This window comes from Marinomonas hwangdonensis (assembly GCF_003721245.1).
Lineage (GTDB): Bacteria > Pseudomonadota > Gammaproteobacteria > Pseudomonadales > Marinomonadaceae > Marinomonas > Marinomonas hwangdonensis.
Map to the genome: position 1 here is coordinate 301,436 of NZ_RIZG01000001.1, position 26,125 is coordinate 327,560.

Sequence of the window (26,125 nt, forward strand, 5' to 3'; positions counted from 1 at the left end):
CACACACTTCGTTTGTTTGATCACTATTTTTTCGGTTGCGCGCTTTCAGGGCGAATAAAGACGGGAACGTCTTTGGTAGATTGTTGTGGATCGTAACGGTAGCCTGCTAGATCAAATGCTTTCAGGTCCTCTAACGTTTCACAGCGATTTTCAATCAAGTAGCGTGCCATCAAACCACGTGCCTTTTTTGCGTAAAAACTAATGACTTTGAATTTTCCGCTTTTTTCATCGAGGAAGTTAGGGCTGACCAAAAGTGCTTTCAGTTTCTTAGTATTGACCGCTTTGAAATATTCATTTGAGGCAAGATTGACGAGTATCTCGTTTTCTTGCAGATCCTCATTGATTTTATCGACAATACGATCGCCCCAGAATTGGTAAAGGTTGCTCCCTCGCTGATTGCTGAGTTTAGTGCCCATTTCGAGACGGTAGGCTTGCATCAAGTCGAGTGGCTTTAGTACACCGTAAAGGCCGCTGAGAATGCGTAGAGACTTTTGTGCATACAGCATATCCTCTTCACTCAAGGAGTAAGCATCCAGTCCTGTGTACACATCGCCCATAAAGGTATAAATGGCAGGTCGGCTATTGTCTTGGCTGTGTGTCTTTTGCCATTCTTGGTAGCGCGATACGTTAAGCGAGGCGAGTTTGTCGCTCAGCTTCATTAATGAGGCGATATCTGCGGGTGTAGAAGGCTTAATAGTATCAATAAGCTGTTGAGCGTCGTTTAGTAATGTTGGTTGGCTGAATGAATCCACGCTGGGCTTGGAGGTGAGATCCAGTGTTTTTGCTGGTGAGATTAAAAACTTCATAAAATTCCCGTTGGCTTGTGCGTTGCGTTTTTTAAAGATTATCCATAGAGTGTCGATAGATATCTAGACATTGCTTTAATAGAGACAGTTTATGAAGAATAATCTGATACCATTTCCCACAACGCGGCCGTCTGAAAGCAAAGTCGAGTCTGGTCTTGCCTGTGATGATGAGTTGAAAGAATTACGAGCGGCGTTTGATCGGGCTCGTGCAGATTGGCCTTTAGAGTTGGCTGAGCTACCCGAAAACAACAAAATTTTCAGTGGTTCTAAAAAGTAACCCCTATCGTTTCCATCACTTCTTGTAAGGTATTTTCTCATGTTGCTTTTCGTTGTGCGCCACTCACTGCCATTTATGGTGGTTTTTGCCGTTTTGGGTTTTGTGTTTCCGGCCGCTTCCGTTGCGTTTTTTCCATTTTTGCCCCTTGTCTTACTGACTCTGATGACCTTGACCCTGTTAGGTATGAAGCAGCGTGAATTAGTGAGGCGCCTCAGCAGTATGACAATTTGGCTGTATGCGGTGTTGCACTCTTTCGTATTTATGACAGTTGTCGGTCTATTAGGTTGGTGGCTGTCTTTTGATGAAGACCTGCTGTTGGCTGTTGTTGCAGTGGCGGCGACGGGTTCATTATTTGCCACACCAGCGATTGTTAGAGCCCTTGGTTTTGATAGTTTGCAGGCGATGGCGATGACAATAGCAACGACACTCTTGTTGCCGGTTTCTATTATTGCGGCGCTGTATTTCTTTCAACAGCAAAGTGTTGAGTTAGATTGGGGAAGCTATTTTGTTCGGCTGATGATTTTCATCTTTGGCCCTATGCTATTCTCATTTGCCGTGCATCGCTTGGTGTCGGAAGAGCCGCTGAATCGCTTTTTAGTAAAGATATCTCCCTATACCATTTTGCTGGTGTTTGCTTTTCCATTTGGTTTAATCGGCCGCTTCCGAATGCTATTTGATCAAGATCCGGTTACCGCACTGTATTATTTTTTAATCGCAACGGGCTTGTGTTGTCTGTTTTTTGTTCTATCTTTTATTCTGTACAGGAATAAAGGTCTGGATGTTGCTCTGACAGCGGCCATTACTTCTGGCAATCGAAATGTGTTGTTAACTTACAGTGTGGCAGGTGCTTTATTAGGCCCCGCGTTCCTTCCTCTGGCTGGAGCGCTGCAGTTACCGACGTATTTACTTCCTGTGCTAACTCGATGGCTGAGTCGTATCCTATCAAAGTAAAAATCAGTATTAATTTTAATTATATTAATTATTTATGCATTATAACTAATATAAAGTTGAGTTATTTATGATAGAGGTATACTTTTAAAAAAAACCTTCCACAACGTAACTTAGTGTGGGCTTCTTGCTTCTGGTTGCTTAAGGATAGATCTGCTATGCGCAATAATACTCCCGTAACAAACCAAGAAAAAACCTTCGGCCAGTTTGAAAAACTTATTTCTACCACGGATACCAAGGGCAAAATCACCTATTGCAACGATGCTTTTGTTAACATCAGTGGTTTTGAAAAGCGTGAACTGATAGGCAGTCCGCACAATATTGTTCGACATCCCGATATGCCCAAAGAAGCTTTTGATGTTATGTGGTCGACTTTGAAAAGTGGTAAAGCTTGGATGGGATTGGTCAAAAATCGTTGCAAAAATGGCGATTTTTATTGGGTAGATGCCTACGTCACTCCCGTGATGGAGGAAGGTAAAGTTGTTGGTTATGAATCGGTAAGAACGCTTCCTAATCGAGACGATGTAGCAAGAGCGGAAAAAGTTTATCGACAAATTTTAAAGGGTAAGAATGTTATGCCACGGCCGATGATGTCGTGGAAGTGGTGGTTACCCGCGAGCAGTTTCGTTTTAGCGGTTGCGGCAGCCAGTGTGGATTGGTCCTATGGTTTGGGTGTCGCTTTGGCTGGTAGTATTTTCACTAATGTCATGTTTGCTAGACACCATTTGATGATGAAAGGTACCTTAAAGAATCGCCTTTCCAGTGCGTTTCTTCATCCGCTAGCGGGGGTTACCTATTCTGATCAATCACTAGATATTGCGACCTTGGATGTGGGGGTTAAAAGTCTGCAATCTAGAATGGATGCGGTATTGACTCGTTTTGAAGATGAATCCATGAATGTGTCAAGCCAATCGAAAACCGCCCTTGCTTCAACGCTTGAAACAACAAAAGGCATGATTAGCCAGCAGCATGAAACACAGGATGTAGCGGCGGCTATGCAAGAGATGACATCAACGATTAACGATGTGGCACAGCATGTACAAATGACGGCGGACAGTGCTAAGACCTCGGTTGACACGGCTCAGGGCGGACAGCGAATCGTCGAAGAGACGCGCCACTCCATTCGTCATCTCAGTGATACGGTCAATAATATCAGTGAGACCGTGCAGGAGTTGGCGGAACACTCTGAAAAGATCGCGCAAGTAGCGCAAATGATCGACCAAATCGCTGAACAAACCAATTTGTTGGCATTAAATGCTGCTATAGAAGCAGCAAGAGCAGGGGAATATGGTCGTGGCTTTGCTGTGGTGGCCGATGAAGTTCGCCAGCTTGCGCAGAGAACACAAGGTTCAACACAAGATATTCACAATATTATAGAAACGCTGCGGACGGGGGCTAAAAGTTCTGTCGCCATTGCTAATCAAGGTAAGCAGGACGCTGAGCATGGTCTCAACAAGATCCTAGAAATGGAAACCGCGTTCGTTGATATTGTTAATGCGGTTTCTACCATATCGGATATGTCGATGCAGATGTCAGCGGCTGTTGAAGAGCAAGCACACGTTGCTGAAGATATTAACCGTCAAGTGGTGCGCATATCGGATTTGTCGGTTCAAAGCTCAGAGAAAAGTAATGCATCCAGTGACAGCATTCGCTCGTTACAAAGCGTCGCAAATAACATGCATGAGCTTGTGGTTCGATTCAAATAAAACTAGGGAATGATTAACTATATAAATGCGGCTACCTAACGGTAACCGCATTTTTTATGGGGTAGGCGTGAGGTCATCTTATGGCAAGGGCAAGACTTTTAACTGGTTGCTGGCATGCGCTAAGTTGATCATCATAAGTTCTTGACTGGCTTTGTGGTCGCCCATGGCATTTAATAATCGACTCAGTTCTGCTAACGCTTCACTGTGGGCATCAAACTCTAAGGCTTGTTCGTAATAGTCTCTGGCTTTGCCCCAGAGCTTCATGGATTGGCATAAACGACCGCAGACGAGCAGTAAATTCGCACTGGTGGGAGCCTTTTTAAGCCAGTTTTCACATTGAATGAGGCGCTTTTTGGTATCGCCTTGCTGAATATTGCCGTATTCGTATATCAAGTCTTCTGACCATGTTTGGTTTAAGCTCAAACGGATAAAGTGCTCGGCTTTTATGTCATCGTCAAAATGAATCAGTGTCTGGGCATAGAGTTGGCGCATTCTGTCATCTTGGGAAAGCGTGTCGAGCTTATTCCAAAGCTTTTCTACATCGCTAACCAGTTCTCTCTGTTGTTCACCAAGTTTTTTACGGAACTTGATTTTATCAAGTAGGGCAAGAAAAGCGTTGCGTTCCAGTTCGAGCATATTATCTTGGTCGAATATGCCGTCCTTTTTCAGTGTCGGTGTAAGAGCAAGCAAGGCATCCCAATCTTTTAACTGTGTGTAAACAGTTACTAACATTTTAAGAACTTGTTTATGTTTTGGCTTTAATTTCTGTAAACGCAGTAAAGAAGCCAGTGCGCCTTCGTAGTGTTCTTGCTTAATTTGTATCTGGCTTTGGGCAAAACCAATAGCAAAGTCGGCTTCTGGCGTGACCTGATGGGCTGAGCGCAGCAGTGCCTTAGAGCGTTCGTGAGCATCTTGTTCACTGGCAGCGTAGGCGGCGCCAATGTAATTGATCAGTGGATAAGGGACTTTTTCAGCGCTGTTGGTTAATAACTTTTCTGCTTTTCCCCAGTTGCCACCCACCAGTTCCAACATGCCTCTGATGGTATTGCGAGAGGCTCGCTTGTGGGCAAGATTCCCCGTGACTTTAGCAAGCGTGCTGCCAGGCTTTAACGTAATGAACAATAGGCGTTTTACCCAACTTAAAACAAATAAGGTAATGATTAATAATGTCACCAGTACCCATAGGCTTGTTTCTATTGTAATGCCATTATAAGCAACCAGAACGTAACCACTGTCTTGGCGCATTAACAGACCTAATACCCCGCCAACGGCCATCATGATAACCAATAAAAAAAGCAGTTTTCTCATGCATCACCTCCTAGATAAATCGGTGTGGCATCCGCAGGCGTTGTGGTGTTTGAGGTTGGAGCAACACTTGGGTTTTCAGTGCCCTCGTCTTGTTTTGTCGCTCCTGTCGTTTCTTCGGCATCCGTTTGTTGTATGGCTGATTCATCTGTGGGCACGTCTGTTACGTTATTTCCATTCCATTCGCTCATGAGTGCTTTAATCGTAATCAGTGAGTCTCTAGGCTGAGGTAGGTCGGGGGCCGGGTTGAGTTGTTGCAGCACCGTCAAGCTTGACAAAAATGAGACAACCGCTTTGGATTGAGTGTCGAAGTGTGACGTGGTGGCGTTGGCCACGCGCTCTAATGCTTGTTGATAAATAACCGATTCGCCTTTGATTAATGCCACCTGAGCGATTTCCAGCTGCAGTTGCAGTCCAACCACGAGTTGCTGGTATTGGGCGGGTGGCAATAATGCCTCAATGGGTTGCTGATTATAATTGATCACTACTAGGGAGCGAATGGATTCCCAAAAACTGTTTAAAACGGACGTGACCTTGCCCGACGTGTCTATATTTTCAGTAGACGCTGTCGTTATGGCTTGCCATTCTTTTGACGGCTCACGCTGTGGTAGCGTGGGAGCGCTGTCATATAACGCATTGAGCTTTAGATAAGTTCCTTCCAAGTCGAAGGGATTTACGGATTTCAATGCTTGAATGTCTTTTGCCAGTGCTTTGCGAGTGGCGAAGACAATTGGGTCTTCTAATTCTCTTAAAATGTCATCGGCATTATTCAGTAAACTAACGGCACCGCTGCTATCAGATTCCAGAAGAAGGCGTTGATTCGCTAGACGAATGAGGTAGGCTGCTTCTGCCAGTTTCCAATCTTCTTTTGTGGTGGTGTTGAGACGATTAACCTTAGAGTCGAGTGATAGGAGGGTGTCGGCTTGTTGCGCTTGTTGGCTGGCTAATCTGTCTTGCTGTTGTTTGAGTGTCTCTTCTGTGAGTCTGGTTTGCGTTAACAGCTGATCCATCTGAGCCTTATCAAAGCGATTGGCTTCTAGTTGGCTGCTGAGTGTGGCTTGTTGTGTAGACAGTAACGCTATGTCTTGATTTAGCGTGTTTTGACTGCTTTGAACGTAGAGCCAACTGCTCGCTGCAAGAGCAACGACTGACAAGCCAATAGCGACGCCTGGTAGTATGTGTCTTTCTACTGTATTAATCTGATTGTTTTCTGTGTCGCTGTGTGTTGAGCTGTCTGTTTTATCTTCGGCTTGCGGTGTGGGTTTGTTATTATCTGTCATGCTGTCTTCCTGTGAACAATTGCGTCGCTTTGATCAAGCTGTTGTCATCGGCGCCATGTGCGCACTGAGCTTTAATCCAACCCATTTCTATTGCTTGCTGATTGACCCTGTTACTCGGCGTAAGTATAGGGTGCTTTTTCCATTCTGGCTTATATCGTGTGGCGTATTCGGAAAGATTAACTAGGCTTTCGCCACTGGTGACCCAGATTACATCTATATCGGGCAGCATAACGAAGGTTTGAGCCAAATACTCTGGTTTTTTTCGTTCATAGAGACAGAGATAGCTGACTTTAGCGCCTCTCTCTTCGAGTTTTTCGCCCAGCTCTGGACGTCCGCCAAGGCCTCGTACGATTAAAATTTTCTGTTGTTTCATCCTGACAGGCTTCAGCCACTCCAATAAGGCCTCTGTGGTGTGGCCAGGATTGGAGAGCGCAGGAACGCCCTCGTCCAAGAGTGTTTGTGTGGTGCCTTGTCCAATGCCAATCCAGTGAACCCCCATCGGCAACATAGGCCAACAGGCATCAAGCCAATCACAAGCAAGTCGAGCTGCGTTTTTACTGACAAAAATCACATAATCAAACACATCGATGTTGAAAATTTGTGAACGAATTACTGCTCTTTGTTGTGCGTCTTCTATGGGCATAATTTCCAGCATCGGTAGTGGCACAGTAGACCAGCCGAGTGAATGCAACCGTTCACAGCTGACTGTGTTTTCTGGCTCGGGGCGAGTGATAAGAATGCGTCCGTTTTGCACTAGTGTTTGCCTGTATTAAGTGTTTTTTATTGGTAAACGGCTTCGAGAATCAAATCCGCTCCGCGGGCTAACAGATCATCGGCCAATTGTACGCCAAGCAATTTTGCATCGTCTTTGTGGCCACGAATCTCGCCTTCAATCATGGTTTTACCATCAGGACTGCCGACTAATCCTCTTAGCCAAATAGTGTCATCCTCTAAGATGGCAAAACACGCGATAGGGGCTTGGCAACCGCCGTTTAAACGTTCATTGACTGCACGTTCTGCAGTAACACGAATGGCGGTTTCTTCATGTTGTAAAGGCGCAAGTAATTGAATGGTCTGCACATCGTCAGAACGGCATTCTATGCCCATGGCACCTTGTCCACCTGCTGGCAAGCTGGTTTCGGCAGGAATTCTTTGGCGAATACGGTCAAACATCTCTAGGCGAACTAAACCTGCTGTTGCCAGAATAATAGCGTCGTATTCACCGTCGTCCATTTTTCTTAAGCGAGTGTTCACATTGCCGCGTAAGTCTTTAATGACCAAATCAGGGCGATTCATTTTTAACTGGCAAGCACGGCGCAGGCTAGAGGTACCGACGATGGCGCCACTGGGCAGCTGATCCAATGATTCAACGTTATTAGAAACAAAGGCATCACTTGGGTCCTCGCGTTCACAAATGACCGCCAAGCCTAGCCCTTCAGGAAAAGCCATGGGAACATCTTTCATAGAATGAACGGCAATGTCCGCGCGGCCGTCCATCAGCGCACTTTCGAGCTCTTTGACAAAGAGGCCTTTGCCACCGATTTTGGAAAGAGGAGAGTCTAAAATCTGATCGCCTTTTGTTGTCATGCCAAGCAATTCAACTGTCATCTCAGGGTAGAGGCTTTCGAGTTGCGCCTTGACATTATTCGCTTGCCAAAGGGCTAGCTGGCTTTCTCGGGTTGCGATCACAATTTTATCTTTCACTGTACCTCCTAATCATGTGTAGATAGCTAATTAAGTGTCATGATACTCGCTAACACGGACTCCGTCATCTTTCAGTGCTTTATAAGTCAAGGCGCTTAATGTACTCTTTGACGCTGTTTGAATTTGTGTGGGAACCAACCGAATGACGGATACTAATAAAACCACGAACCAGCAATGGGGTGGTCGTTTTTCTGAGCCTGTCGATGCTTTTGTGGCACGTTTTACTGCGTCTGTTGAGTTTGATCAACGTATGGCCAAACAGGATATTCAAGGCTCGATTGCCCATGGCAAGATGCTCGCGAGTGTTGGCGTCCTAACGGAAGAAGAACGAGATCAGATTATTCAAGGTCTGACAGAAATTGAGGGTGAAATTGCTCGTGGTGAATTTGAGTGGTCGGTTGAGCTTGAAGACGTCCACATGAACATTGAAGCGCGTTTGACGCAAAAAATTGGCATTACCGGCAAAAAACTGCACACAGGTCGTTCTCGTAATGACCAAGTGGCGACCGATATTCGTCTTTATTTGCGCGACGAAGTGGATTTTTTACTGGAAGAAGTCACACGCTTGCAACAAGGTATTTTGAGTCTAGCAGAAAAAGAAGCACACACTATTATGCCTGGTTTCACGCATTTACAAACGGCACAGCCGGTGACTTTTGGTCACCATTTAATGGCTTGGTACGAAATGATGCAGCGTGATTACGAGCGTTTGGCGGATTGTCGTAAGCGTATTAATATTTTACCACTTGGCGCGGCGGCTCTTGCGGGAACGACTTATCCCATTGACCGGTATATGACGGCCGAGTTGTTAGGGTTTGAACGTCCTACTTATAACTCTTTGGACTCAGTAAGTGACCGCGATTTTGCTATCGAATTTACAGCAACCGCTTCTATCATCATGATGCACATGTCTCGTTGGGCTGAAGAAATGGTGATGTGGGTGTCTGCTCAGTTTAACTTCATTTACTTACCAGATCGCTTCTGTACAGGCTCTTCTATCATGCCGCAGAAGAAAAACCCGGACGTGCCAGAATTAGTGCGTGGTAAGACTGGCCGCGTGTACGGGCATTTAATGGGCTTGCTTACTCTGATGAAGTCGCAATGTTTAGCGTACAACAAAGACAATCAAGAAGACAAAGAGCCATTATTTGACACCGTCGATACGTTAAAAGGTTCTTTACGTGCCTTTGCGGATATGATCCCTGCCATTGAATCTCGTAAAGAGCACATGTACGAAGCGGCGCGTCGTGGATTTTCGACAGCAACCGATTTGGCGGATTACTTAGTTCGTCATGGCGTGGCGTTCCGCGACGCCCATGAAGTGGTTGGTAAAGCGGTAGGGTACGGCGTAAAAACGGGTAAAGATTTGTCTGAAATGACCCTAGAAGAACTGCAAACTTTTGGTAGCATGATTGAAGCGGACGTGTTTGAAGTCTTGACGCTTGAAGGTTCTGTAGCTGCTCGAAATCACATCGGTGGAACCGCGCCTGCTCAAGTGCTGCAAGCGGTTGAGCGAGCCAAAGCTGATCTTGCAACAAGATAGCACGGTCAAATAGCGTTTTAAGAACGGTTGCCTGTAACAAGGCAGCCGTTTTTTGTTAATTTGACTGAAAATGCTCGTTAAGCGGAGAATCGGGCCCTAGCAGTTCATTGGTGAGTATTTTGGGTGAAATATTCAGCTCGATGTGAAAAAGCTTGGATTTGATCCCACAACCGTCAAAAACAATCGCCCAACCTTCATTGCTGCCTTCTTTAGGCAGTCGCCAGCACACGCCTTTAATGTTCGCATAACGAGTGCCGTCTGCATCCTTAGTAATAACATAACTTTCTTTTTCATCGGGTAAGCTGTTTAAGTAAGCTTGCTGCGCTTTTCGAGAGGTTGCAATCTGCTCTCTCAACTCGTTAGAAAAGACAACATTGGATTTATCAATAGACTTGTCCGCTAGATCTATCTGTGAGAGATCTAGCAAACTGGGTCTGCTTGCCACGTCGAGTTGAGCTTCATCATCATAGATAGAAGCTTCTTCTTTAACAGGTATGTCTAGAGTGTTTTCCAGCGCTGTGCTTTCTTCTCCTAACGCTATGCTTTCCTCTTCGAGCGCTAGGTTATCCTCTGGCGGGCGCGTGTCGTCTAGTAAAAAGTCATTAGTTTGCGGTTCTTCCACGCTTTGTGGTTCTTTTAGGGCAGAAGTGTTGAATGTATCTGGGTCGTATGTGTTTTGCGTGTTGTCGGTTGAATCTTGCGTATTCTTGTTAGGTGACGCTAAAGGCGCTGGTGGAAGCAAAACCAACTCAATACTTGATGGTCGGCTTTCAATCTCCTGTTTAGTATTCAGGCTAGGCAGATTCAGTACCACGGCGTGCAAAACGATGGCGCTCAATAATGCGATTGTCCATGCCGTAAACTTGGGATTCATGCCAGCGTAATGCCTCCGTGTGGTTAAGAACGAATGTCAAATTATCAAAATCCTGACAGCGATTACGTTATGAATTAATGGCGTAAAGTGCAATGCGTGTATCTGGCTTTTTACGCTAAACCGACAAAGTAAATAATATCCCAGTAATCGTCGCGGTAGGGTTGGGAAACGAACTAGCTGCAAGGTATACTGTCAGTATCAAAAATAGAAGAGAAAAGACGATGTTTAAGTTGTTTTCAGTATGTCTGTTGGCTGTGATTTTGACCGCTTGTGGGAATAAAGGGGCGCTTTATTTACCGACCGATGTCACTGATAATCAACAAGAATCGTCTTTGTAGAGGATTGTCTTTTGGATTTTTTTAATTATACCAATCAAGTTTTGCATGCGGAAAACGTGTCATTGCAGGACATTGCTAGCCAGCACGGCACACCATGTTATGTTTATTCTCGCGCCACGCTAGAGCGTCATTACAAGGCTTATGCAGAGGCTTTTGCGTCTCACCCCACATTAATTTGTTATGCGGTAAAAGCGTGTTCAAATATTGCCATCCTGAACGTGTTGGCGCGTTTGGGATCGGGCTTTGACATTGTGTCAATTGGTGAGCTAGAGCGAGTGTTAACAGCAGGGGGTGACCCAGCCAAAGTGATGTTTTCTGGGCTAGGAAAACAAGCGGTTGAAATGCGTCGAGCATTAGAAGTCGGCATTCATTGCTTTAATGTTGAGTCTGAAGCCGAATTGTATCGCCTAGATCAAGTGGCGGCGGAAATGGGTGTTTTGGCCCCCGTTTCTTTGCGTGTTAACCCCGATGTAGACGCGAAAACCCACCCATACATTTCCACCGGTCTGAAAGAAAATAAATTTGGCATCGACATCCAAGACGCTGTGCGTATTTATAAAATAGCGCACAGTTTGCCAAACCTGAATTTGATGGGTGTGGATTGCCATATAGGCTCACAGCTGACAGAGCTAAAACCCTTTTTGGACACCTTTGATCGTCTGATTGGTTTAGTAGATCAGCTTGCAGAAGAAGGTATTCATATCAAACACCTCGACTTAGGTGGGGGGCTAGGTGTTCGTTATAAAGATGAAACGCCTCCTGAACCAGCGGACTATGCCAAGCTCGTACTAGAAAAAATTCAAGGTCGTGACATTCATCTTGCGTTTGAGCCAGGGCGCTCTATCGCAGCGAATGCTGGGGTTCTGTTAACGCAAGTGGAGTTTTTAAAATGCACGCCCCATAAGAATTTTGCCGTCATTGACGGGGCGATGAACGACCTTATTAGGCCGTCTTTGTATGGTGCTTGGATGAATATTGTGCCGGTTTCTCTGTTGCCCACGCCAGAAGGCAAGCGACACTATGACCTAGTGGGTCCTGTGTGCGAGACGGGAGACTTTTTAGGGAAAGACCGTGAATTAGATATTCAGGCTGGGGATCTCTTAGCGGTTCGGTCCGCAGGCGCGTACGGTTTTACGATGTCATCTAACTACAACAGCCGTAATCGTGCGGCAGAAGTGATGGTAGATGAAGACAAGGTCTATTTAATTAGGGCTCGAGAAACGATTGAACATCAGTTAGCTGGTGAGCAAATTTTGCCACGCTAGGGAGCGTTTATCGTGTTACTAAAATTTACAAAAATGCATGGCTTGGGCAATGATTTTGTGGTCGTTGATGCCGTTTCAAGAAAGGTGTTTTTTAACAAACCCCAGATAGAGCGATTAAGCGATCGCCATACAGGGATAGGGTTTGATCAACTGTTAGTGGTTGAGCCACCGACCCATCCAGATATGGATTTTCGCTACCGCATTTACAATTCTGATGGCAGTGAAGTTGAGCATTGTGGAAATGGGGCTCGTTGTTTTGCCAAGTTTGTGATTGACCGAGGCCTGACAATAAAGCGCATCATTAATGTGGAAACAAAGCGCGGTGTGATTCAGCTACGCGTTCAGGATGATGGTTTGGTTGCGGTCGATATGGGCACGCCGAGCTTTGAACCAAAGGATCTTCCTTTTATGGCAGAGCCTAAATCGGGTTTGTATGACTTGGACGTTGCAGATGAAACTTACGCTATGACGCCAGTGTCTGTCGGAAATCCCCATGCGGTGATTAAAGTAGACACATTGCTCGATGAGCAGGTAGCAAGAGTCGGGGCGCTGATCGAATGCCATGAACGCTTTCCAAACAAGGTGAATGTTGGCTTCATGCAGGTGCTAAATGAAGCTGAGATTAATTTGCGAGTCTATGAACGTGGTGTGGGTGAAACCCAGGCCTGTGGTACAGGAGCCTGTGCCGCGGTCGTGGCGGGTATACGCCACGGCTGGCTATCGAATGAAGTGACGGCTCACTTACGTGGTGGAGATCTTCGTATCGAATGGCAAGGTGAAGGCAGCCCCATCATTATGACCGGTTCCGCAGAGAAAGTATTTGAAGGTCAAATATACCTCTAGGAGAAGTATGAACGAAACAAAAGTGGTTGAGCATTTACTGAGTGATCCGGACTTTTTCCTCCGGCACCCGGATCTGTTGGAGCAATTAACACTGCCCCATCCCGTTAACGGTAAAGTGATATCGCTTTTGGAATACCAAGTTTGCTTGTTGAGAGAGTCTGCCAATAAGTATCGAGGGCAATTTGAACGTTTGGTTGACGTTGCTCGAGAAAACGAAGCGACCATGCACAAAAGTCAACGTTTGGTATTGGCAGGTTTGACCTGCACTTCGTTAGATGATTTGTCTGCTGTTGTGGATGATATGGTGAGGCGTGATTTTGGTGTCCCTTATTACACGCTGATCTTATACGATCATCAAGATGAGCAAGATGCCATAAAGCGCTCTTTATCGAACTCGACAAGCGTAAGGTGTCTGAGCTTGTCCGATATGACGAAGGCGGCCCCTAAAACGGTTAGTTTCACAGAATGTTTTCGCGGTACATTGCCAAACAGCGAGCAAGCGTTTTTGTTTCCAGACAAAGAGGCGATGATTCGATCTGTCGCAGTGCTTCCTTTGCTTTCAAGAGAAGGCGGAGAATTAAAGCAGTGTGGTGCATTAGTGTTGGGCTCTGATCTTAAATCCGCTTTTGCTGAAGACAAAGGGGTGGTATTTCTTCAATACCTTGCAGATCTATTAAGCGCTATTGTGCTGAGGTTGTTGCCATGACAGTACTGATTACATTTGATCTTGATAACACCCTATGGGATGTTGCTCCAGTTATTATGCGCGCTGAATATGCCATGGAAAACTGGTTTGAACAGCGATTTCCAGGATTTTGCTCACAGTATACGTCTCAGGCGCAAGCTGAATTAAGAAAGCAAGCGATTGCGACCGATCCGTCTATGGCCCCTAACTTAACCGCTCTACGTTTGTCTGTTTACACATTAGCGCTGAAGCGGTTTGGCCTGCCTTCGGAAGAGGCCAGTGCGGTGGCTCAGGCCGCCTTAGGGCATTTCTTGGAATGGCGTCAAAAAGTGGATCTTTATCCTCATGTTGTTGATGTCTTAGAGGCGCTGTCACAAGAGTACACCTTAGCTGTGATTACCAATGGCAATGCGGATATCTATCATCCTCATATTGGCATAGGGCAATATTTTGATTTTGCACTGAGAGCAGATCAGTTGGGTGTGGCAAAGCCAGATGCGAGTGTATTTCATGCCGCAGCGAATAAAGGCGGCGTCGATCCTTCACAGCTTATCCATGTGGGAGATCACCCGATAGACGATGTCTTTGGTGCATCAAATGCGGGTGCGAGAGGCATTTGGTTTAATCGCCATGGAGCGCAGCGATGGGACGATCAATGGGGGGCTCGTTCAAGTGCTGAAGTGCACTCCCTGTTAGAATTGCCAACCGCGATACGTTCATTGATATTATAGCTTCTTTCTATCGCTCAATTAGCAAGAGTCGATTTTTACCAACAAAGATTAGTGATACAATCACGTTAATTCGTTATACCAATACACATTTCGAAAGGATGTTTTATGAGTGAGAATACAGTTCAGATTACCGATGCACAATTCGCAGAAGAAGTGTTAAATTCAGATGTGCCTGTGTTAGTAGACTTTTGGGCGCCATGGTGTGGCCCATGCAAAATGATTGCTCCTGTGCTTGAAGACGTGGCGGCTGAATACGCTGATAAATTAAAAGTGGTAAAGCTAAACGTAGATGAGAACCAAGAAACAGCGCCAAAATACAACGTTCGTGGCATTCCAACCTTGTTGGTTGTGAAAGGCGGCGAAGTGGTAGCGACTAAAGTTGGTGCGGTATCCAAGACTCAGCTAATCGAGTTCATTAACGGCGCTATCTAATTCTATTAGCCAGCAACCGTTATAAAAAAAAGCAGCCGTGGCTGCTTTTTTTATGGGCGCTATAAACGCTTGATTAGAGTGTAAAAGGGCGGTCGCCATTCTCATCTTTAATGCGCGTGGGCAGACCCATCTCGTTGAGCAATCCTAGGAATGGTTTAGGATCTAATTGCTCGACATTGCGCATTTCTTTCGCATCCCAAGTGCCATTCGCAACCAGTATGGCGGCGGCAACAGGCGGAACGCCCGCAGTATAAGAAATACCTTGGCTACCTACTTCGTTAAAGGCATCCTTGTGGTCTGCCACGTTGTAGATAAAAACTTCTTTTTCCTTGCCATCTTTCATGCCTTTGACCACATCGCCGATACAGGTTTTTCCTGTGTAATCCGGTGCAAGAGAAGAGGGGTCAGGCAACACGGCTTTGACGACTTTTAACGGTACGACTTCTAAGCCTTCTGCGGTTTTAATTGGCTGCTCAGACAGCAAGCCTAGGTTTTTCAAAACAGTAAACACATTGATGTAGTGTTCACCAAAGCCCATCCAGAAACGCACATTAGGAACATTTAAGTTTTGGGAAATAGAATGCACTTCATCGTGGCCAGTCATGTAGGCAGTTTGCTTACCAACAACAGGTAAGTCATCTGTGCGGCTGACTTCAAACATGGCGTTTTCTTGCCACTGACTGTTTTGCCAAGAGTAAACTCGACCGGTAAATTCACGGAAATTGATTTCTGGATCGAAATTAGTAGCAAAATATTTGCCATGACTACCAGCATTAATATCAATGATGTCGATATCACTTACCGTATCGAAGTAGTCGTTATAGGCAAGCGCGGCATAAGCATTAACGACACCCGGATCAAATCCCACACCAAGAATAGCGGTGACGCCTTTTTCTTTACAGCGCTCACGACGCTTCCATTCGTAATTGGCGTACCAAGGCGGTGTTTCACAGATTTTTGCGGGGTCTTCGTGAATGGCGGTATCTAGGTAAGCGGCACCGGTTTCAAGGCAAGCTTCTAGTACCGACATGTTAATGAAAGCGGATCCTACATTAATCACAATTTGCGATTCTGTGTCTTCAATTAATTTTACTGTGGCGGCCACATCAAGGGCGTCAAGAGCGTATGCTTGAATGCGACCCTCTACCTTCATGCTGCCTTTGTCGATGACACTGGCTACAATATCGTCGCATTTCGTAACGCTGCGCGAAGCAATTGCGATATTGCCCAGTGTGTCATTGTGTTGGGCGCATTTGTGAGCCACAACACGGGCTACGCCTCCGCCGCCGATGATTAAGACGTTTTTTTTCATAGTAACGCTATCTCCAATAGGTATGTCTTGTTTGACAGAATTACGATAAATTCTGTTCAAAGTCTTGGTAGCCAAATTCTTTAACGAGTTCGATGTTGCCATCTAACTGACGTACAGCTATGGACGGCATTCTAACACCGTTGAACCAATTTTTCTTAACCATGGTGTAACCTGCTGCGTCTTGAAACGACAATCGGTCACCTACTTGCACTGTTTTTTCAAACTTGAATTCGCCAAAGATATCACCGGCCAAACAGGATTTGCCGCAAATCATGTATTCGTGCTCACCGTCGCAAGGTGCCATCTTTGCATTCTCGCGATAAATCAAAAGATCCAACATATGAGCTTCGATAGAGCTGTCTACCACAGCGATGTGTTTACCGTTAAACAAGGTGTCTAACACAGTCACTTCAAGCGTGGTACTTTTCGTAATGGCGGCTTCGCCTGGTTCTAAATAGACTTGAATATCGTATGTTTCTGCAAACTTTTTGAGTCGTTGACAGAACTGATCGAGCGGGTAACCTTCCCCTGTAAAATGAATACCACCCCCTAAGCTGACCCATTTTACCTGCTTAATAAGATGGCCAAAACGTTCCTCGATTAAAGTGAGCATGTCATCAAAACGGTCAAAATCGCTGTTTTCACAGTTATTGTGGAACATAAAGCCGGAGATATCATCGATAACATTGGCAATTTTTTCCGGATCCCACTCGCCAAGACGGCTAAAAGGACGTGCAGGATCGGCAATAAGAAACTCAGAGGTACTCACCTGAGGGTTCACTCTCAAACCGCGTGTTTTGTCATGACTCACGTCTTTGAAGCGGTTAAGTTGGCCGATTGAGTTGAAAATAATTTTGTCTGAATGGTCTAATACTTCGCGTATTTCATCATCTGCGTAGGCAACGCTGTAAGCGTGAGTTTCACCCTGGAATTTGGTTTTGCCCAGCTTGACTTCGTACAAAGAAGAGGACGTGGTGCCATCCATATACTCTTGCATAAGGTCAAACACTGACCAGGTTGCAAAGCATTTTAGTGCCAGCAAAGATTTTGCACCGGACTGCTGGCGCACATAAGCGATTTTCTCTAAATTCTTTAAAAGTGCCGCTTTGTCGATAAGATAGTAAGGTGTCTTAATCATAGCAACCTGCCCGTTTGTAAAAAGGCTGTATTCTAGAGCAAAGAAGGGGGCCTTTTCTAGCATAATAATGGTATTTTACAGCGCTTTTTGTGACACTTTTGTGATTTTCACTGTAATCCAGTAAATGGGGGGATAGGGTGATTTTACCTTATGCTGTGATTTAATGAGAGGGCACAACGCATAGAAAGGCGATTAGCCTAAACCATGGCAGCTATTCGATACGTATTCTTTTCAAGCTATCCGTTTTGATTTAGTAATGAAGGATAGGTCTATCGACTGTTTCGCTCTATAATTGTTGATATTAAACGCGTACTTTCAAGCACTTGAGGAATATCTAGACATGTTAATGATAATACTGGGGTTAGTGGTTTTTTTTGGCGTACACTCCATACGCGTGGTCGCCCCTGAATGGCGCCAAGTGGCGATGCTAAAGCATGGGGTGATGCGCTGGCGATTGCGTTTTGGCTTAATCACTTTATTGTCAACGGCACTGATTATTATGGGGTACATGCAAATGCGTGTAGATCCTATCATACTGTGGACGCCCCCCGTTTGGACACGCCACATCGCCGGTTTGATGATGTTGCTGTCATTGTATTTCGTTGGCTCTGCAATAATACCTAAAACTACGATGAAACGACTGATGGGTTATCCCATGTTGATTGCTGTGAAGCTGTGGGCGTTTTCTCATTTGATCAGTAACGGTGAATTGGTTGATCTTATTGTATTTGGTAGCTTCTTAATTTGGTCAACGGTGATGTTTTCTATAAGTCGCAGACGTGATCGAAAAGCAGGCGTGGTTGCTGGCGAGTCAAGCGTGGAATTTGATTTAGCTGCCTTCGTTTTTGCCATGGTTTCATGGTTTGCTATTGTGTTCTACCTGCATGAAATCGTGTTTGGTGTGTCCGCACTTGTATAGAGAGTATGGGCTTGCTTAGAATAAGTAAGCCCATACTTTGATACTTTTAGGCCTTTCTGTTACTGTCCGCGGCCCTTTATTCACAGCAATAGGTAAATAAACAGATGATTTGTGGTTTCGATTATGGAACGTCGAATTGTGCGCTGGGTATTATAGAAGAATCCACAGTGCGTTTGGTCAATTTAGAGGGAGAAAATGCTTTTTTGCCTTCCACAGTCTATGCGTTAGACCGTGATTTAATTACTGAGGCAGTAGGAAGGGGTATACGTGACATCCATCAGCGTCAAGCCTTTGCGGAATTACGTCAAAATCCGTTAACTCGTGCCAAGCGTGCACGTTACGAAGAAGACATAGCGGACGAGGATCAAACCTTATTTTTTGGACGTGCGGCGTTTGAAGAGTATTTTCAATGGCCTGAAGAAGGCTACTTCGTCAAATCCCCCAAATCATTTTTAGGCGGTTCTGGACTGCGCACTGAGCACATACATTTTTTTGAAGATGTTGTGACTGTGATGATGCAAAACATCAAGCAAAGAGCTGAGCAAAGTTTAGGCGCTGACATTACTCATACTGTGATTGGGCGGCCAGTGAATTTCCAGGGCCTAGATGCTGAGGTAAGTAACCGCCAAGCATTGGAGATTTTAACCACAGCGGGCAAGCGTGCGGGCTTCAAAGAGATTGAGTTTCTTTATGAGCCTATTGCTGCTGGGCTAGACTTTGAAGTGGCGCTTCATGAAAACAAAACCGTATTGGTCGTCGACATTGGTGGTGGGACAACCGATTGCGCCATGGTGCGGATGGGACCAGATTATCTAAAAAAAGCTGACAGACGCAGTGATTTTTTAGCCCATACGGGTGAGCGGATCGGCGGGAATGACTTAGATATTCAGATTGCAGGCAAGCACTTAATGCCGCTTTTTGGTATGAATTCATTATTGAAAACCGGTCTACCCATGCCCACCCAGCTTTACTGGAATGCCATCACGACAAATGACGTGTCGGCGATTTCAACCTTTAATAGCATGGACACTAAACAGCAAATCCAGCAATTGCGATTGGATGCCGCCGAGCCCAAATTGATAGAACGCTTCATGCGGATGCGTGAAGAAAAACACAATTACCATATAGTGCGCAGTGCAGAAGAAGCCAAGATCGCGTTATCTGATGCACAACAATATCTCTCATCGTTGGAATACATTGAAGCCGGCTTAGGCGCTAATATAACCCGTGCCGAGTTAACGAAATCCATCGCTTCGCCACTAGAAAAAATGCTAAGCCTGATGGCAAGTGCTATCAATCAGGCGGGTGAAACGCCTGATTTGATCTACATGACAGGGGGATCAGCAAAATCGCCAGTGATACGCGACGCAATACAACAGCGTATTGGTGATATTCCCGTTTTAGACGGAGATCATTTTGGCAGTGTGGCTGCGGGTTTAACTGTCTGGGCAGAGCGGATTTTTCGATAACTCGGTTTAGGTCGTCTTTAATGCCATAAGGCCGCTTTTTTTGGTGTATGTGAAGCAAATTGGTGTATTGTAGTCAAAATAGAATGTTTACCTACTAAACAGTATTTGGTGGAGTGTTTATTTTGATAAAAGCGGTTTGGGCTCAATTAAAAGATCTTTTTTCTTGGAGTGACGTTAAGCGTCCTTGGCATCTTGCGGTGCTTGCTGCCTTGTGTGTAGGCATCCCCGTATTGATTGGTGCAGCTGTTGACCAATTTGCTGTGGCCACTTTGTCCAGTTTGGGAGCCATGGTAATTTTGTATTTGCCGAAAACACGAACGGCTCATCGAATGGTGACGCTCGCCCTGTGTTCTTTTGGTTTTATGGTGTGTTTTGGCCTTGGCTCCTTGAGCAGTTTCCATCCTTTTGTTGCCGCTATGGCCCTTTCATTCCTGTCTTTTGGGGCAATAGTCATTACACGTTATTACTGTTTGCCGCCCCCAGGCAGCTTTTTCTTCATTTTAGTGTCTTGCCTTGCGATCTACTTGCCCTTTGATTTGAGTACATTGGCCAATAACGTGGGTATGGTGGCTTTGGGCGGTATTCTGTCTTGTATTCTGGCCTTTTTTTACAGTTTGGCAACGGGGGCAAACGATTTGCCAGCCACCAAGATTCAAACAGACATCCAAGTGAATGCCATTATTTTAGAAGCCGCCTTAGTGGCTTTCTTCATCGCCTTTTCGTATTTGGTGGCCCTCTGGTTGGCATTGCCCAATGCACTCTGGGTGCCTATTTCTTGTGCGGCGATTTTACAAGGCGCAACGTATCGCATGATCTGGCACCGCAATATCCATCGTATCGTTGGAACGGCACTGGGTATGGCGGTCGCTTGGTTTTTATTTTCTTTGCAGCCAAATTATTGGGTACTGGCTCTGAGTATGATTGTGTTCCAATGTTTGGTGGAGTTGTTGATTGTTAAAAATTACGGTGCCGCCGTCATTTTTATTACTCCGTTAACCGTCATTATGGCGGAATTTACCAGCGCGAACATGAGTACAGATATTTTGTTACAGCATCGTTTAGTGGATATTTCGATTGGCAGTGTTATTGGCATTATTGGTGGAACGGTATTTCATCGAACTTCCCTGTTAAAGCGCATAGAGTCTAAAATGAATGCCCGCAGCTCCTTGTCTGGGCGTTAAGGTTTTTGGCGTTGCCGGCTCCCATGCTCGCTAACAAAATCTAAAAACGCTCGATTGGCTTTAGATAAGTAGCCTTCTTTACGCCATGCTATACCAAGATCGAGCCAAATAGGCGGGTCGAAAGGTCTAGTGATGAGGTCATCATCTTCTTCAATGACCATAGCGAGGAGAGTCGAAATACCAAAGCCTTGTTGGGTGATGGATTTGATCAGCGGAATTAGGTTGGTTTCAAAACCAATTTTTGGCGTTTTCTTACACTGCTTAGCCAGTTTATCAACGATACGACGGTGAAAGTAGCCTTCTTTAAACATCACCAGTTCTTCGTCGAAAAACGCCTCTGGCGACACACTTTTTAGCTGGCTAAAAGGGTGATCCGTCGCCACGGTTACCCGCATTTCTTCACGAATCAAGGCTTGTGTTGCTAAGCTGTCGGGTAGGGTCTCTGCCACGATAACGCCCAAATCCAGCTCGCCATTTTCCAGCATTTTTTGCAGTTGCCAAGTGCCGCCCTCGATCACTTTTAATGTGATAGTAGGGTAGCGATGTCGAAAGGCCATGAGAATTGGCGGAAAGTAATAGGATCCTAACATGCTGGGAATGCCAACACGCACCTCGCCTTGGCTTAATCCTTTTAGCTCACTCATTTCCAATAACGCCTCATCAGCAGCATGAATGATTTTTTCTGCGTGCAGCAGCAGCTTTTTTCCTTCATCGGTGAGACCAATGTTTCGATCTGCTCTGTGTATTAAGGTCAACCCTAAATCGTTTTCGAGCTTTTTGATGGCCATACTGACGGCGGGTTGAGCGACGCCAAGTTGTAGAGCCGCTTTGGTGAAACTCTCGGTTTTGGCGATGGCAATAAAATAACGCAGGGGTTTAATATCCATCAGTGATCCTTATGGATTGTATAAGATAGATATATTTTATTGATAAAGTGGCGGGGCGTATAGTGCTTTTAGTATTTCCATTTTGTTTTTTTCCCTTTTGGAGTAAACCGTGATTGAAGCGGGCAGTTCTGTTTTTTGGCGTGGTACCTTGGCCCTTGTGATTGGTTCTTTTATGGTGTTCGCCAATGTCTATGTTACGCAACCCTTGTTGCCAATGATCGCAGATGAGTTTTCTATTAGCCCTCTTCAAGCCAGTGGTAGCTTTACCATCACGACTTTGACCTTGGGTATTTCCTTGCTTTTTTATGGTCCAATTTCAGATGCCTTAGGTCGCAAAGGCATCATGGTGATGACCATGATAGGCATAACGATCACCACTTTCTGTCTCTCATTGGTGCAGAGCTACGAATCGTTTTTGGCGTTGCGTGCTTTGCAGGGATTTTTCTTGGCGGGTTTGCCCGCGATTGCGGTTGCGTATTTGGGGGACGAATATACACCGGAAGCGTTAATGGTCGCTGTCGGTTTGTACATCAGTGGCAATACCTTAGGTGGCATTGGTGGTCGCCTCATTGGCGGTTTTGCTGGTGAATGGCTAGGACGTTCTGCCACCTTTGAGGTGATGACTGCGATTAGCCTAGCGTGTTTATTGGTTTTTTTCTTTTTATTGCCAAAATCAGAAAATTTTGAGGCTAAGCCGCTGCGCGTTGGTCATATCCTATTCGGAATGAAAAGCCATTTACAAAACCGACGCTTGTTGACCTGTTATTTGATCGGTGGTCTGAGCTTCTTTATTTTCCTTAATCAATACAGCTACGTGACGTTCGTGTTGGAATCGGCCCCTTATAATCTGACGGCAAAATATGTCGGACTCATCTTTTTAACCTATTTGGCGGGAACATTTGGGTCGGCTATTTCTGGAAAACTTGCCAAACGCTGGAACCAACCGAATATTATGGTACTAGGTACTGGTATTTTCATGTTTGGTTCGCTAGTGACATTGGGGGGCTCTTTATGGGCTATCATCGCGGGATTATTGATTAATAGCTTTGGCTTCTTTTTATGCCACTCTACCGCCAGTAGTTTCGTGAGTCGTAACGCTAAACACGCTAAAGCCAGTGCTTCTTCCTTGTATTTAGTCTTCTACTATTTAGGCGCCAGTCTAGGGGGATTTTATCTTGACCCATTTTGGCAAGCGGGTAGCTGGACCGGGGTTATTATGGGCTCTTGGCTTGTGTTAGGTGTTGTCATGCTAGCGGGTCTCAGCCTCATTCGAGATAACAAGCGTGACGCTAATCTTATGCTATCTAGGTCTAATTAAGGTGTTTCTGACCTATTCTAAAACGGAGCGAAGCCTTAGGTATTCTGATAGAGCGATTTTGTCAGCGGCAATATCGAGAGGGTTAGTATGAAGTGGAAACCAGCTTACTTCATCAGCTTCTAGTGAGACGATAGTGCCTTCCCAGTCGTTAATAACATAATAATGGATGAGCTGAAGTTCTCCTGTAGGATGATAAAGGGAACATAAATACAGGTAGTTTGTGGGGACGATATTCAGCTCTTCTTTTAGTTCTCGAAACAGGGTCTGCTCTCTTGTTTCACCATGCTCCATATGACCACCAGGAATCGCGATCAAATTGGGATCGTACTCTTTGTCTTGGGCGCGCTTTTCTAACAGAACTTGTTGGTCTTTTAGCACGACAAAAGACACACATTCATGGATTTGCATTGCGATAACCCCTATTGTTTGGGAAGAATCCAGCGAAAAGCTGTCATAAGTTCCCCATTAAAATTACCATAGCAGTCAAATCCATTTGAATACCTTAAACAGAGCAAATAATGAACACCAAAATTTACAAAGAAGTCTTGTACCTTGCCAAAGAGCTAATGCGTTGCGCAAATAAAAAAGACCAAGCAGGCTTTGATGCCTTCTACCAAGAGCTTAAACAGATTTGCGAAGACAACGACGGCACAGACAAAGATCATCCGGTACAGTGGGAAACCTTGGGCGATTTTACCGATGAGCTAGAGCAGGCCATTGGTATCTATGATAAGGCGTTAGAAAAAGCCATCGCGATGAACTCGAAAGATTACCTGTCTTCTATTGGTTTTTCGGCCGCTTTGCTAAAAGTCGAGTTGGGTGACAAAGTCGGCGCGATTCAGTACTTAGAGCAAGCCAAAATTCACAGTAACAAAATCATTGATAAAGAGTTGAAAGCAGAAATCCACGATTTATTAAAAAAACTGCAAGACGAATAACACAGCAGAGACACAATATGGAACGTCCTTCCAAGGAGCAAATCAGTCAGCTCCCACTGTACGTCGGCCTTGATCTTATCGACATCAGTCTGGTTGAAAATGAGCAAGAGGCTGCGCTGGCGATACGAGCGTTAGAAAATGAGCCATGTTTGGGTTACGACACCGAAAGTAAGCCCATTTTTCAGAAAGGGGAAATTAGCCCGGGTCCATCACTCATTCAGCTAGCCACACAAACCAAAGCGTTTCTTTTTCCAACGCGATTTCCGGCTGCCGTCGCTGCGGCGAAAGCCTTGTTAACCAACCCAAACATTCAGAAAGTAGGCTTTGGAATTAAGGATGACAACCGAGAGTTGCGCAGCAAACTGGATATCGACATAGTTAATACACACGATTTATCGATGACACTGAAGCACCTTGTTGGAGAAAAAAACAGCATAGGCGCCCGCGCCGCTGTCGCCATGGTGCTTGGAAAGCGCCTTGGCAAGGGGGCACAAAAATCCAACTGGGGGGCTTATCCACTCAGGGCCAACCAAATTCAGTATGCTGCCAACGACGCGCATGCGGCTATATGCGTTAAAAAAGGCATTGAACAAAAAGAGTAAATGGCTCCCTATTGCTTAATGAAATACGTTGACGAGGAAGAAAGTATGAAAGATTTATTGCCAGAATTGTGTGACCGGTTTCCAGATAAGGTTCGTGTTGTTGAACCTATGTTTGCCAATTTTGGCGGTAGGGAGAGGTTTGGTGGTGAAATCGTCACCATTAAAGCCTATGAAGACAATTCACTCGTTCGCGAGCAAGTGGCCCAGCCTGGAAAAGGCAAGGTATTGGTAGTGGATGGCGGCGCATCAATGCGTAAAGCCATGCTCGGGGATATGTTGGCTGAAAAAGCCGTTGAAAATGCGTGGGAGGGAATCATTATTTATGGCTGTATTCGCGACGTAAACGCCATCAGCGAGCTGGAAATCGGTGTGCAGGCATTGGGCGCGCATCCCGTGAAGACGGAAAAGCGTGGGCTAGGTGATTTAAACGTGGCAGTCACATTTGGTGGTGTGACATTTGTCCCAGGTGAATATGTGTATGCCGACAATAATGGCATACTAGTATCGTCAGAAAAATGGGATATAAATTAAAAAAACGTTTCTTAATTCGACTGTTTACTATTTTATTCTTAGGTGAGATTTAAATTATTCCAACCTCAGTAATTAGAATACAATAATAAAAAATCATCACACGATATATTCAAATATCGCGTGATGATCCATTACCAGAACATTTTACCTAGATAAGTAAAGGTATTATTTTGGCAATAAAACTTTATCAATTACGTGAATTACACCATTGCTGGCTTTGACATCTGCCATCACGACTTTCGCGTCGTTGATCATCACGTTGCCGTAGCTGGTTTTTACTGTGACCGCTTGGCCTTGTACGGTATTTGCGCTGTCTAATTTAACCACATCAGCGGCAGTAACTTTGCCAGCAACCACATGATATGTAAGTACAGCAACCAATTTGTCTTTGTTTTCAGGCTTTAATAGCATTTCGACCGTGCCAGCTGGCAGTTTTGCAAACGCCTCATCTGTTGGAGCAAAAACAGTGAAAGGCCCTTCGCTTTTTAGTGTCTCAACCAAACCACCTGCTTGAACGGCCGCGACCAAGGTTCCAAATGATCCATTTTCAACAGCGACATCAACAATATCTTTTTTCATACCATGGTGATCAGCGTGAGCAGCAGGCATAAACATGAAGCTAGCAGCGATAATTGGCAATGTTGCAACTAATTTTTTTAACATGATAATTTCCTTTAAGGTTAAATAATAGTTTGATATTTCATATTGTGTTGAACATGATAATTTACGACGCGGACGAAATCTTGGATCAAAATAATTTTCAAAAAAATTAAAAATAATATAGTAGAAGGTAAAAGAGTGTTGGAAGACGTTGATTTGCTGAATTTTTATAGCGCCATATAGAACAGAAGATATGGCCTATCTTGTACGTCAACTGATAGTCAAGGTGCCACACTTGGAGATCGTTTTAGCCAAGGAGTCAATAAAGATGGATTGATACGACTATTGTACTAGTGAGTCGTTAGCGAGGCATTGGTTGTTTTTAAAATTGGATAGAAGGTTCATCATAATATTGTGCATATTTAGGACTTTATGCTCTTTTTTGCCTATCATATGACATGTATGGATTGAATTTTAATATGAGAAGGAATGA

The 26,125-nt window shown here is 45.0% G+C and carries 28 protein-coding genes; 17 read left to right on the forward strand and 11 right to left on the reverse strand.

Annotation, left to right across the window (positions count from 1 at the left end; translation table 11 throughout):
• Positions 1-23: 23 nt before the first annotated feature.
• Positions 24-806 (reverse strand): peroxide stress protein YaaA, encoded by a 783-nt coding sequence (gene yaaA / locus EBI00_RS01400; RefSeq protein WP_123094133.1) that lies wholly within the window; start codon positions 804-806, stop codon positions 24-26.
• 91 nt (positions 807-897) lie between these two features.
• On the opposite strand from yaaA, the gene EBI00_RS01405 reads away from it, so the two are divergent.
• The 3 genes from EBI00_RS01405 (at position 898) to EBI00_RS01415 (ending at position 3,737) form a co-directional block, all read left to right on the forward strand.
• Complete coding sequence (locus EBI00_RS01405; RefSeq protein ID WP_123094134.1) at positions 898-1,083, forward strand: hypothetical protein; 186 nt, start codon at positions 898-900, stop codon at positions 1,081-1,083.
• A 39-nt stretch (positions 1,084-1,122) separates the two neighbouring features.
• Complete coding sequence (locus EBI00_RS01410) at positions 1,123-2,034, forward strand: hypothetical protein (RefSeq protein ID WP_123094135.1); 912 nt, start codon at positions 1,123-1,125, stop codon at positions 2,032-2,034.
• A 155-nt stretch (positions 2,035-2,189) separates the two neighbouring features.
• Positions 2,190-3,737: a methyl-accepting chemotaxis protein gene (locus tag EBI00_RS01415; protein WP_123094136.1), complete on the forward strand. Its 1,548-nt coding sequence runs from the start codon at positions 2,190-2,192 to the stop codon at positions 3,735-3,737.
• A 78-nt stretch (positions 3,738-3,815) separates the two neighbouring features.
• Here the strand turns inward: EBI00_RS01415 and EBI00_RS01420 are convergent, their stop codons facing one another.
• Genes EBI00_RS01420 through hemC form a run of 4 tightly spaced genes read right to left on the reverse strand, consistent with a single transcriptional unit; the run spans position 3,816 to position 8,026 of the window.
• On the reverse strand, positions 3,816-5,045 hold the full coding sequence (locus EBI00_RS01420; protein WP_123094137.1) for a heme biosynthesis HemY N-terminal domain-containing protein: 1,230 nt from the start codon (positions 5,043-5,045) through the stop codon (positions 3,816-3,818).
• Positions 5,042-6,322 (reverse strand): uroporphyrinogen-III C-methyltransferase, encoded by a 1,281-nt coding sequence (locus EBI00_RS01425; protein ID WP_123094138.1) that lies wholly within the window; start codon positions 6,320-6,322, stop codon positions 5,042-5,044. The genes EBI00_RS01420 and EBI00_RS01425 overlap by 4 nt, the downstream gene beginning before the upstream one ends.
• Positions 6,312-7,076, reverse strand: a complete 765-nt coding sequence (locus tag EBI00_RS01430) for a uroporphyrinogen-III synthase (protein ID WP_123094139.1) — start codon at positions 7,074-7,076, stop codon at positions 6,312-6,314. Before EBI00_RS01430 ends, EBI00_RS01425 begins: the two co-directional genes overlap by 11 nt.
• 26 nt (positions 7,077-7,102) lie before the next feature.
• A complete protein-coding gene (hemC, locus tag EBI00_RS01435) occupies positions 7,103-8,026 on the reverse strand; it encodes a hydroxymethylbilane synthase (protein WP_123094140.1) in 924 nt (307 codons plus the stop codon).
• A gap of 142 nt (positions 8,027-8,168) precedes the next feature.
• On the opposite strand from hemC, the gene argH reads away from it, so the two are divergent.
• Entirely contained in the window at positions 8,169-9,569 is a 1,401-nt protein-coding gene (gene argH / locus EBI00_RS01440; protein WP_123094141.1) for an argininosuccinate lyase, read from the forward strand.
• 55 nt (positions 9,570-9,624) lie between these two features.
• Here the strand turns inward: argH and EBI00_RS01445 are convergent, their stop codons facing one another.
• The gene (locus EBI00_RS01445) at positions 9,625-10,443 is read right to left on the reverse strand and encodes a hypothetical protein (RefSeq protein ID WP_123094142.1); all 819 of its coding nucleotides are present in this window, start codon (positions 10,441-10,443) and stop codon (positions 9,625-9,627) included.
• Between the two features lie 221 nt (positions 10,444-10,664).
• Between EBI00_RS01445 and lptM the strand changes: the two genes are divergently transcribed.
• From lptM to trxA, 6 genes are all read left to right on the forward strand, one after another.
• Entirely contained in the window at positions 10,665-10,781 is a 117-nt protein-coding gene (gene lptM, locus EBI00_RS01450) for an LPS translocon maturation chaperone LptM (RefSeq protein WP_123094143.1), read from the forward strand.
• 11 nt (positions 10,782-10,792) lie between these two features.
• Complete coding sequence (gene lysA / locus EBI00_RS01455; protein WP_123094144.1) at positions 10,793-12,046, forward strand: diaminopimelate decarboxylase; 1,254 nt, start codon at positions 10,793-10,795, stop codon at positions 12,044-12,046.
• Between the two features lie 12 nt (positions 12,047-12,058).
• On the forward strand, positions 12,059-12,889 hold the full coding sequence (dapF, locus tag EBI00_RS01460) for a diaminopimelate epimerase (RefSeq protein WP_123094145.1): 831 nt from the start codon (positions 12,059-12,061) through the stop codon (positions 12,887-12,889).
• 7 nt (positions 12,890-12,896) lie between these two features.
• A complete protein-coding gene (locus tag EBI00_RS01465; protein WP_123094146.1) occupies positions 12,897-13,595 on the forward strand; it encodes a DUF484 family protein in 699 nt (232 codons plus the stop codon).
• Positions 13,592-14,305, forward strand: a complete 714-nt coding sequence (locus EBI00_RS01470) for an HAD family hydrolase (protein WP_123094147.1) — start codon at positions 13,592-13,594, stop codon at positions 14,303-14,305. Before EBI00_RS01465 ends, EBI00_RS01470 begins: the two co-directional genes overlap by 4 nt.
• 105 nt (positions 14,306-14,410) lie before the next feature.
• Positions 14,411-14,737 (forward strand): thioredoxin TrxA, encoded by a 327-nt coding sequence (gene trxA, locus EBI00_RS01475; protein ID WP_123094148.1) that lies wholly within the window; start codon positions 14,411-14,413, stop codon positions 14,735-14,737.
• A gap of 73 nt (positions 14,738-14,810) precedes the next feature.
• On the opposite strand, the gene EBI00_RS01480 is transcribed toward trxA, so the two are convergent.
• Both EBI00_RS01480 and nspC read right to left on the reverse strand, forming a co-directional pair.
• Positions 14,811-16,049: a saccharopine dehydrogenase family protein gene (locus tag EBI00_RS01480; RefSeq protein ID WP_123094149.1), complete on the reverse strand. Its 1,239-nt coding sequence runs from the start codon at positions 16,047-16,049 to the stop codon at positions 14,811-14,813.
• A gap of 40 nt (positions 16,050-16,089) precedes the next feature.
• On the reverse strand, positions 16,090-17,187 hold the full coding sequence (nspC, locus tag EBI00_RS01485) for a carboxynorspermidine decarboxylase (protein WP_123094440.1): 1,098 nt from the start codon (positions 17,185-17,187) through the stop codon (positions 16,090-16,092).
• A 340-nt stretch (positions 17,188-17,527) separates the two neighbouring features.
• Here nspC and EBI00_RS01490 point away from each other — a divergent pair, with 340 nt between their 5' ends.
• From EBI00_RS01490 to EBI00_RS01500, 3 genes are all read left to right on the forward strand, one after another.
• Positions 17,528-18,106, forward strand: coding sequence for an NnrU family protein (locus EBI00_RS01490; protein ID WP_123094150.1), 579 nt, complete (start codon positions 17,528-17,530; stop codon positions 18,104-18,106).
• Positions 18,107-18,210: 104 nt separating this feature from the next.
• On the forward strand, positions 18,211-19,575 hold the full coding sequence (gene yegD / locus EBI00_RS01495; RefSeq protein ID WP_123094151.1) for a molecular chaperone: 1,365 nt from the start codon (positions 18,211-18,213) through the stop codon (positions 19,573-19,575).
• 122 nt (positions 19,576-19,697) lie between these two features.
• The gene (locus tag EBI00_RS01500; RefSeq protein WP_123094152.1) at positions 19,698-20,756 is read left to right on the forward strand and encodes an FUSC family protein; all 1,059 of its coding nucleotides are present in this window, start codon (positions 19,698-19,700) and stop codon (positions 20,754-20,756) included.
• Here the strand turns inward: EBI00_RS01500 and EBI00_RS01505 are convergent.
• Positions 20,753-21,643 carry a LysR family transcriptional regulator gene (locus EBI00_RS01505; protein WP_123094153.1) on the reverse strand — a complete coding sequence of 297 codons (891 nt, stop codon included), beginning with the start codon at positions 21,641-21,643 and terminating at the stop codon, positions 20,753-20,755. The two genes, EBI00_RS01500 and EBI00_RS01505, sit on opposite strands and share 4 nt — an antisense overlap.
• 109 nt (positions 21,644-21,752) lie before the next feature.
• Here EBI00_RS01505 and EBI00_RS01510 point away from each other — a divergent pair, with 109 nt between their 5' ends.
• Entirely contained in the window at positions 21,753-22,961 is a 1,209-nt protein-coding gene (locus EBI00_RS01510; protein WP_123094154.1) for an MFS transporter, read from the forward strand.
• Positions 22,962-22,973: 12 nt separating this feature from the next.
• Here EBI00_RS01510 and EBI00_RS01515 read toward each other — a convergent pair whose 3' ends face one another.
• Complete coding sequence (locus tag EBI00_RS01515) at positions 22,974-23,369, reverse strand: NUDIX hydrolase (RefSeq protein WP_123094155.1); 396 nt, start codon at positions 23,367-23,369, stop codon at positions 22,974-22,976.
• Between the two features lie 110 nt (positions 23,370-23,479).
• Between EBI00_RS01515 and EBI00_RS01520 the strand changes: the two genes are divergently transcribed.
• The 3 genes from EBI00_RS01520 to EBI00_RS01530 are packed head-to-tail and all read left to right on the forward strand — an operon-like array spanning position 23,480 to position 25,032.
• On the forward strand, positions 23,480-23,899 hold the full coding sequence (locus EBI00_RS01520) for a tetratricopeptide repeat protein (RefSeq protein WP_174714880.1): 420 nt from the start codon (positions 23,480-23,482) through the stop codon (positions 23,897-23,899).
• A gap of 17 nt (positions 23,900-23,916) precedes the next feature.
• Positions 23,917-24,501 carry a 3'-5' exonuclease gene (locus tag EBI00_RS01525; protein WP_123094157.1) on the forward strand — a complete coding sequence of 195 codons (585 nt, stop codon included), beginning with the start codon at positions 23,917-23,919 and terminating at the stop codon, positions 24,499-24,501.
• A gap of 45 nt (positions 24,502-24,546) precedes the next feature.
• Entirely contained in the window at positions 24,547-25,032 is a 486-nt protein-coding gene (locus EBI00_RS01530) for a putative 4-hydroxy-4-methyl-2-oxoglutarate aldolase (RefSeq protein WP_123094441.1), read from the forward strand.
• Positions 25,033-25,197: 165 nt separating this feature from the next.
• Here EBI00_RS01530 and EBI00_RS01535 read toward each other — a convergent pair whose 3' ends face one another.
• On the reverse strand, positions 25,198-25,695 hold the full coding sequence (locus EBI00_RS01535) for a fasciclin domain-containing protein (RefSeq protein ID WP_123094158.1): 498 nt from the start codon (positions 25,693-25,695) through the stop codon (positions 25,198-25,200).
• Positions 25,696-26,125: the final 430 nt, after the last annotated feature.

Coding starts and splice junctions, on each gene's coding strand:
- yaaA (WP_123094133.1), bottom strand. CDS start 806: ATGAAGTTTTTAATCTCACCAGCAAAAACACTGGATCTCACCTCCAAG.
- EBI00_RS01405 (WP_123094134.1), top strand. CDS start 898: ATGAAGAATAATCTGATACCATTTCCCACAACGCGGCCGTCTGAAAGC.
- EBI00_RS01410 (WP_123094135.1), top strand. CDS start 1,123: ATGTTGCTTTTCGTTGTGCGCCACTCACTGCCATTTATGGTGGTTTTT.
- EBI00_RS01415 (WP_123094136.1), top strand. CDS start 2,190: ATGCGCAATAATACTCCCGTAACAAACCAAGAAAAAACCTTCGGCCAG.
- EBI00_RS01420 (WP_123094137.1), bottom strand. CDS start 5,045: ATGAGAAAACTGCTTTTTTTATTGGTTATCATGATGGCCGTTGGCGGG.
- EBI00_RS01425 (WP_123094138.1), bottom strand. CDS start 6,322: ATGACAGATAATAACAAACCCACACCGCAAGCCGAAGATAAAACAGAC.
- argH (WP_123094141.1), top strand. CDS start 8,169: ATGACGGATACTAATAAAACCACGAACCAGCAATGGGGTGGTCGTTTT.
- EBI00_RS01445 (WP_123094142.1), bottom strand. CDS start 10,443: ATGAATCCCAAGTTTACGGCATGGACAATCGCATTATTGAGCGCCATC.
- lptM (WP_123094143.1), top strand. CDS start 10,665: ATGTTTAAGTTGTTTTCAGTATGTCTGTTGGCTGTGATTTTGACCGCT.
- EBI00_RS01465 (WP_123094146.1), top strand. CDS start 12,897: ATGAACGAAACAAAAGTGGTTGAGCATTTACTGAGTGATCCGGACTTT.
- EBI00_RS01470 (WP_123094147.1), top strand. CDS start 13,592: ATGACAGTACTGATTACATTTGATCTTGATAACACCCTATGGGATGTT.
- trxA (WP_123094148.1), top strand. CDS start 14,411: ATGAGTGAGAATACAGTTCAGATTACCGATGCACAATTCGCAGAAGAA.
- EBI00_RS01480 (WP_123094149.1), bottom strand. CDS start 16,049: ATGAAAAAAAACGTCTTAATCATCGGCGGCGGAGGCGTAGCCCGTGTT.
- nspC (WP_123094440.1), bottom strand. CDS start 17,187: ATGATTAAGACACCTTACTATCTTATCGACAAAGCGGCACTTTTAAAG.
- EBI00_RS01490 (WP_123094150.1), top strand. CDS start 17,528: ATGTTAATGATAATACTGGGGTTAGTGGTTTTTTTTGGCGTACACTCC.
- yegD (WP_123094151.1), top strand. CDS start 18,211: ATGATTTGTGGTTTCGATTATGGAACGTCGAATTGTGCGCTGGGTATT.
- EBI00_RS01505 (WP_123094153.1), bottom strand. CDS start 21,643: ATGGATATTAAACCCCTGCGTTATTTTATTGCCATCGCCAAAACCGAG.
- EBI00_RS01515 (WP_123094155.1), bottom strand. CDS start 23,369: ATGCAAATCCATGAATGTGTGTCTTTTGTCGTGCTAAAAGACCAACAA.
- EBI00_RS01520 (WP_174714880.1), top strand. CDS start 23,480: ATGAACACCAAAATTTACAAAGAAGTCTTGTACCTTGCCAAAGAGCTA.
- EBI00_RS01525 (WP_123094157.1), top strand. CDS start 23,917: ATGGAACGTCCTTCCAAGGAGCAAATCAGTCAGCTCCCACTGTACGTC.
- EBI00_RS01530 (WP_123094441.1), top strand. CDS start 24,547: ATGAAAGATTTATTGCCAGAATTGTGTGACCGGTTTCCAGATAAGGTT.
- EBI00_RS01535 (WP_123094158.1), bottom strand. CDS start 25,695: ATGTTAAAAAAATTAGTTGCAACATTGCCAATTATCGCTGCTAGCTTC.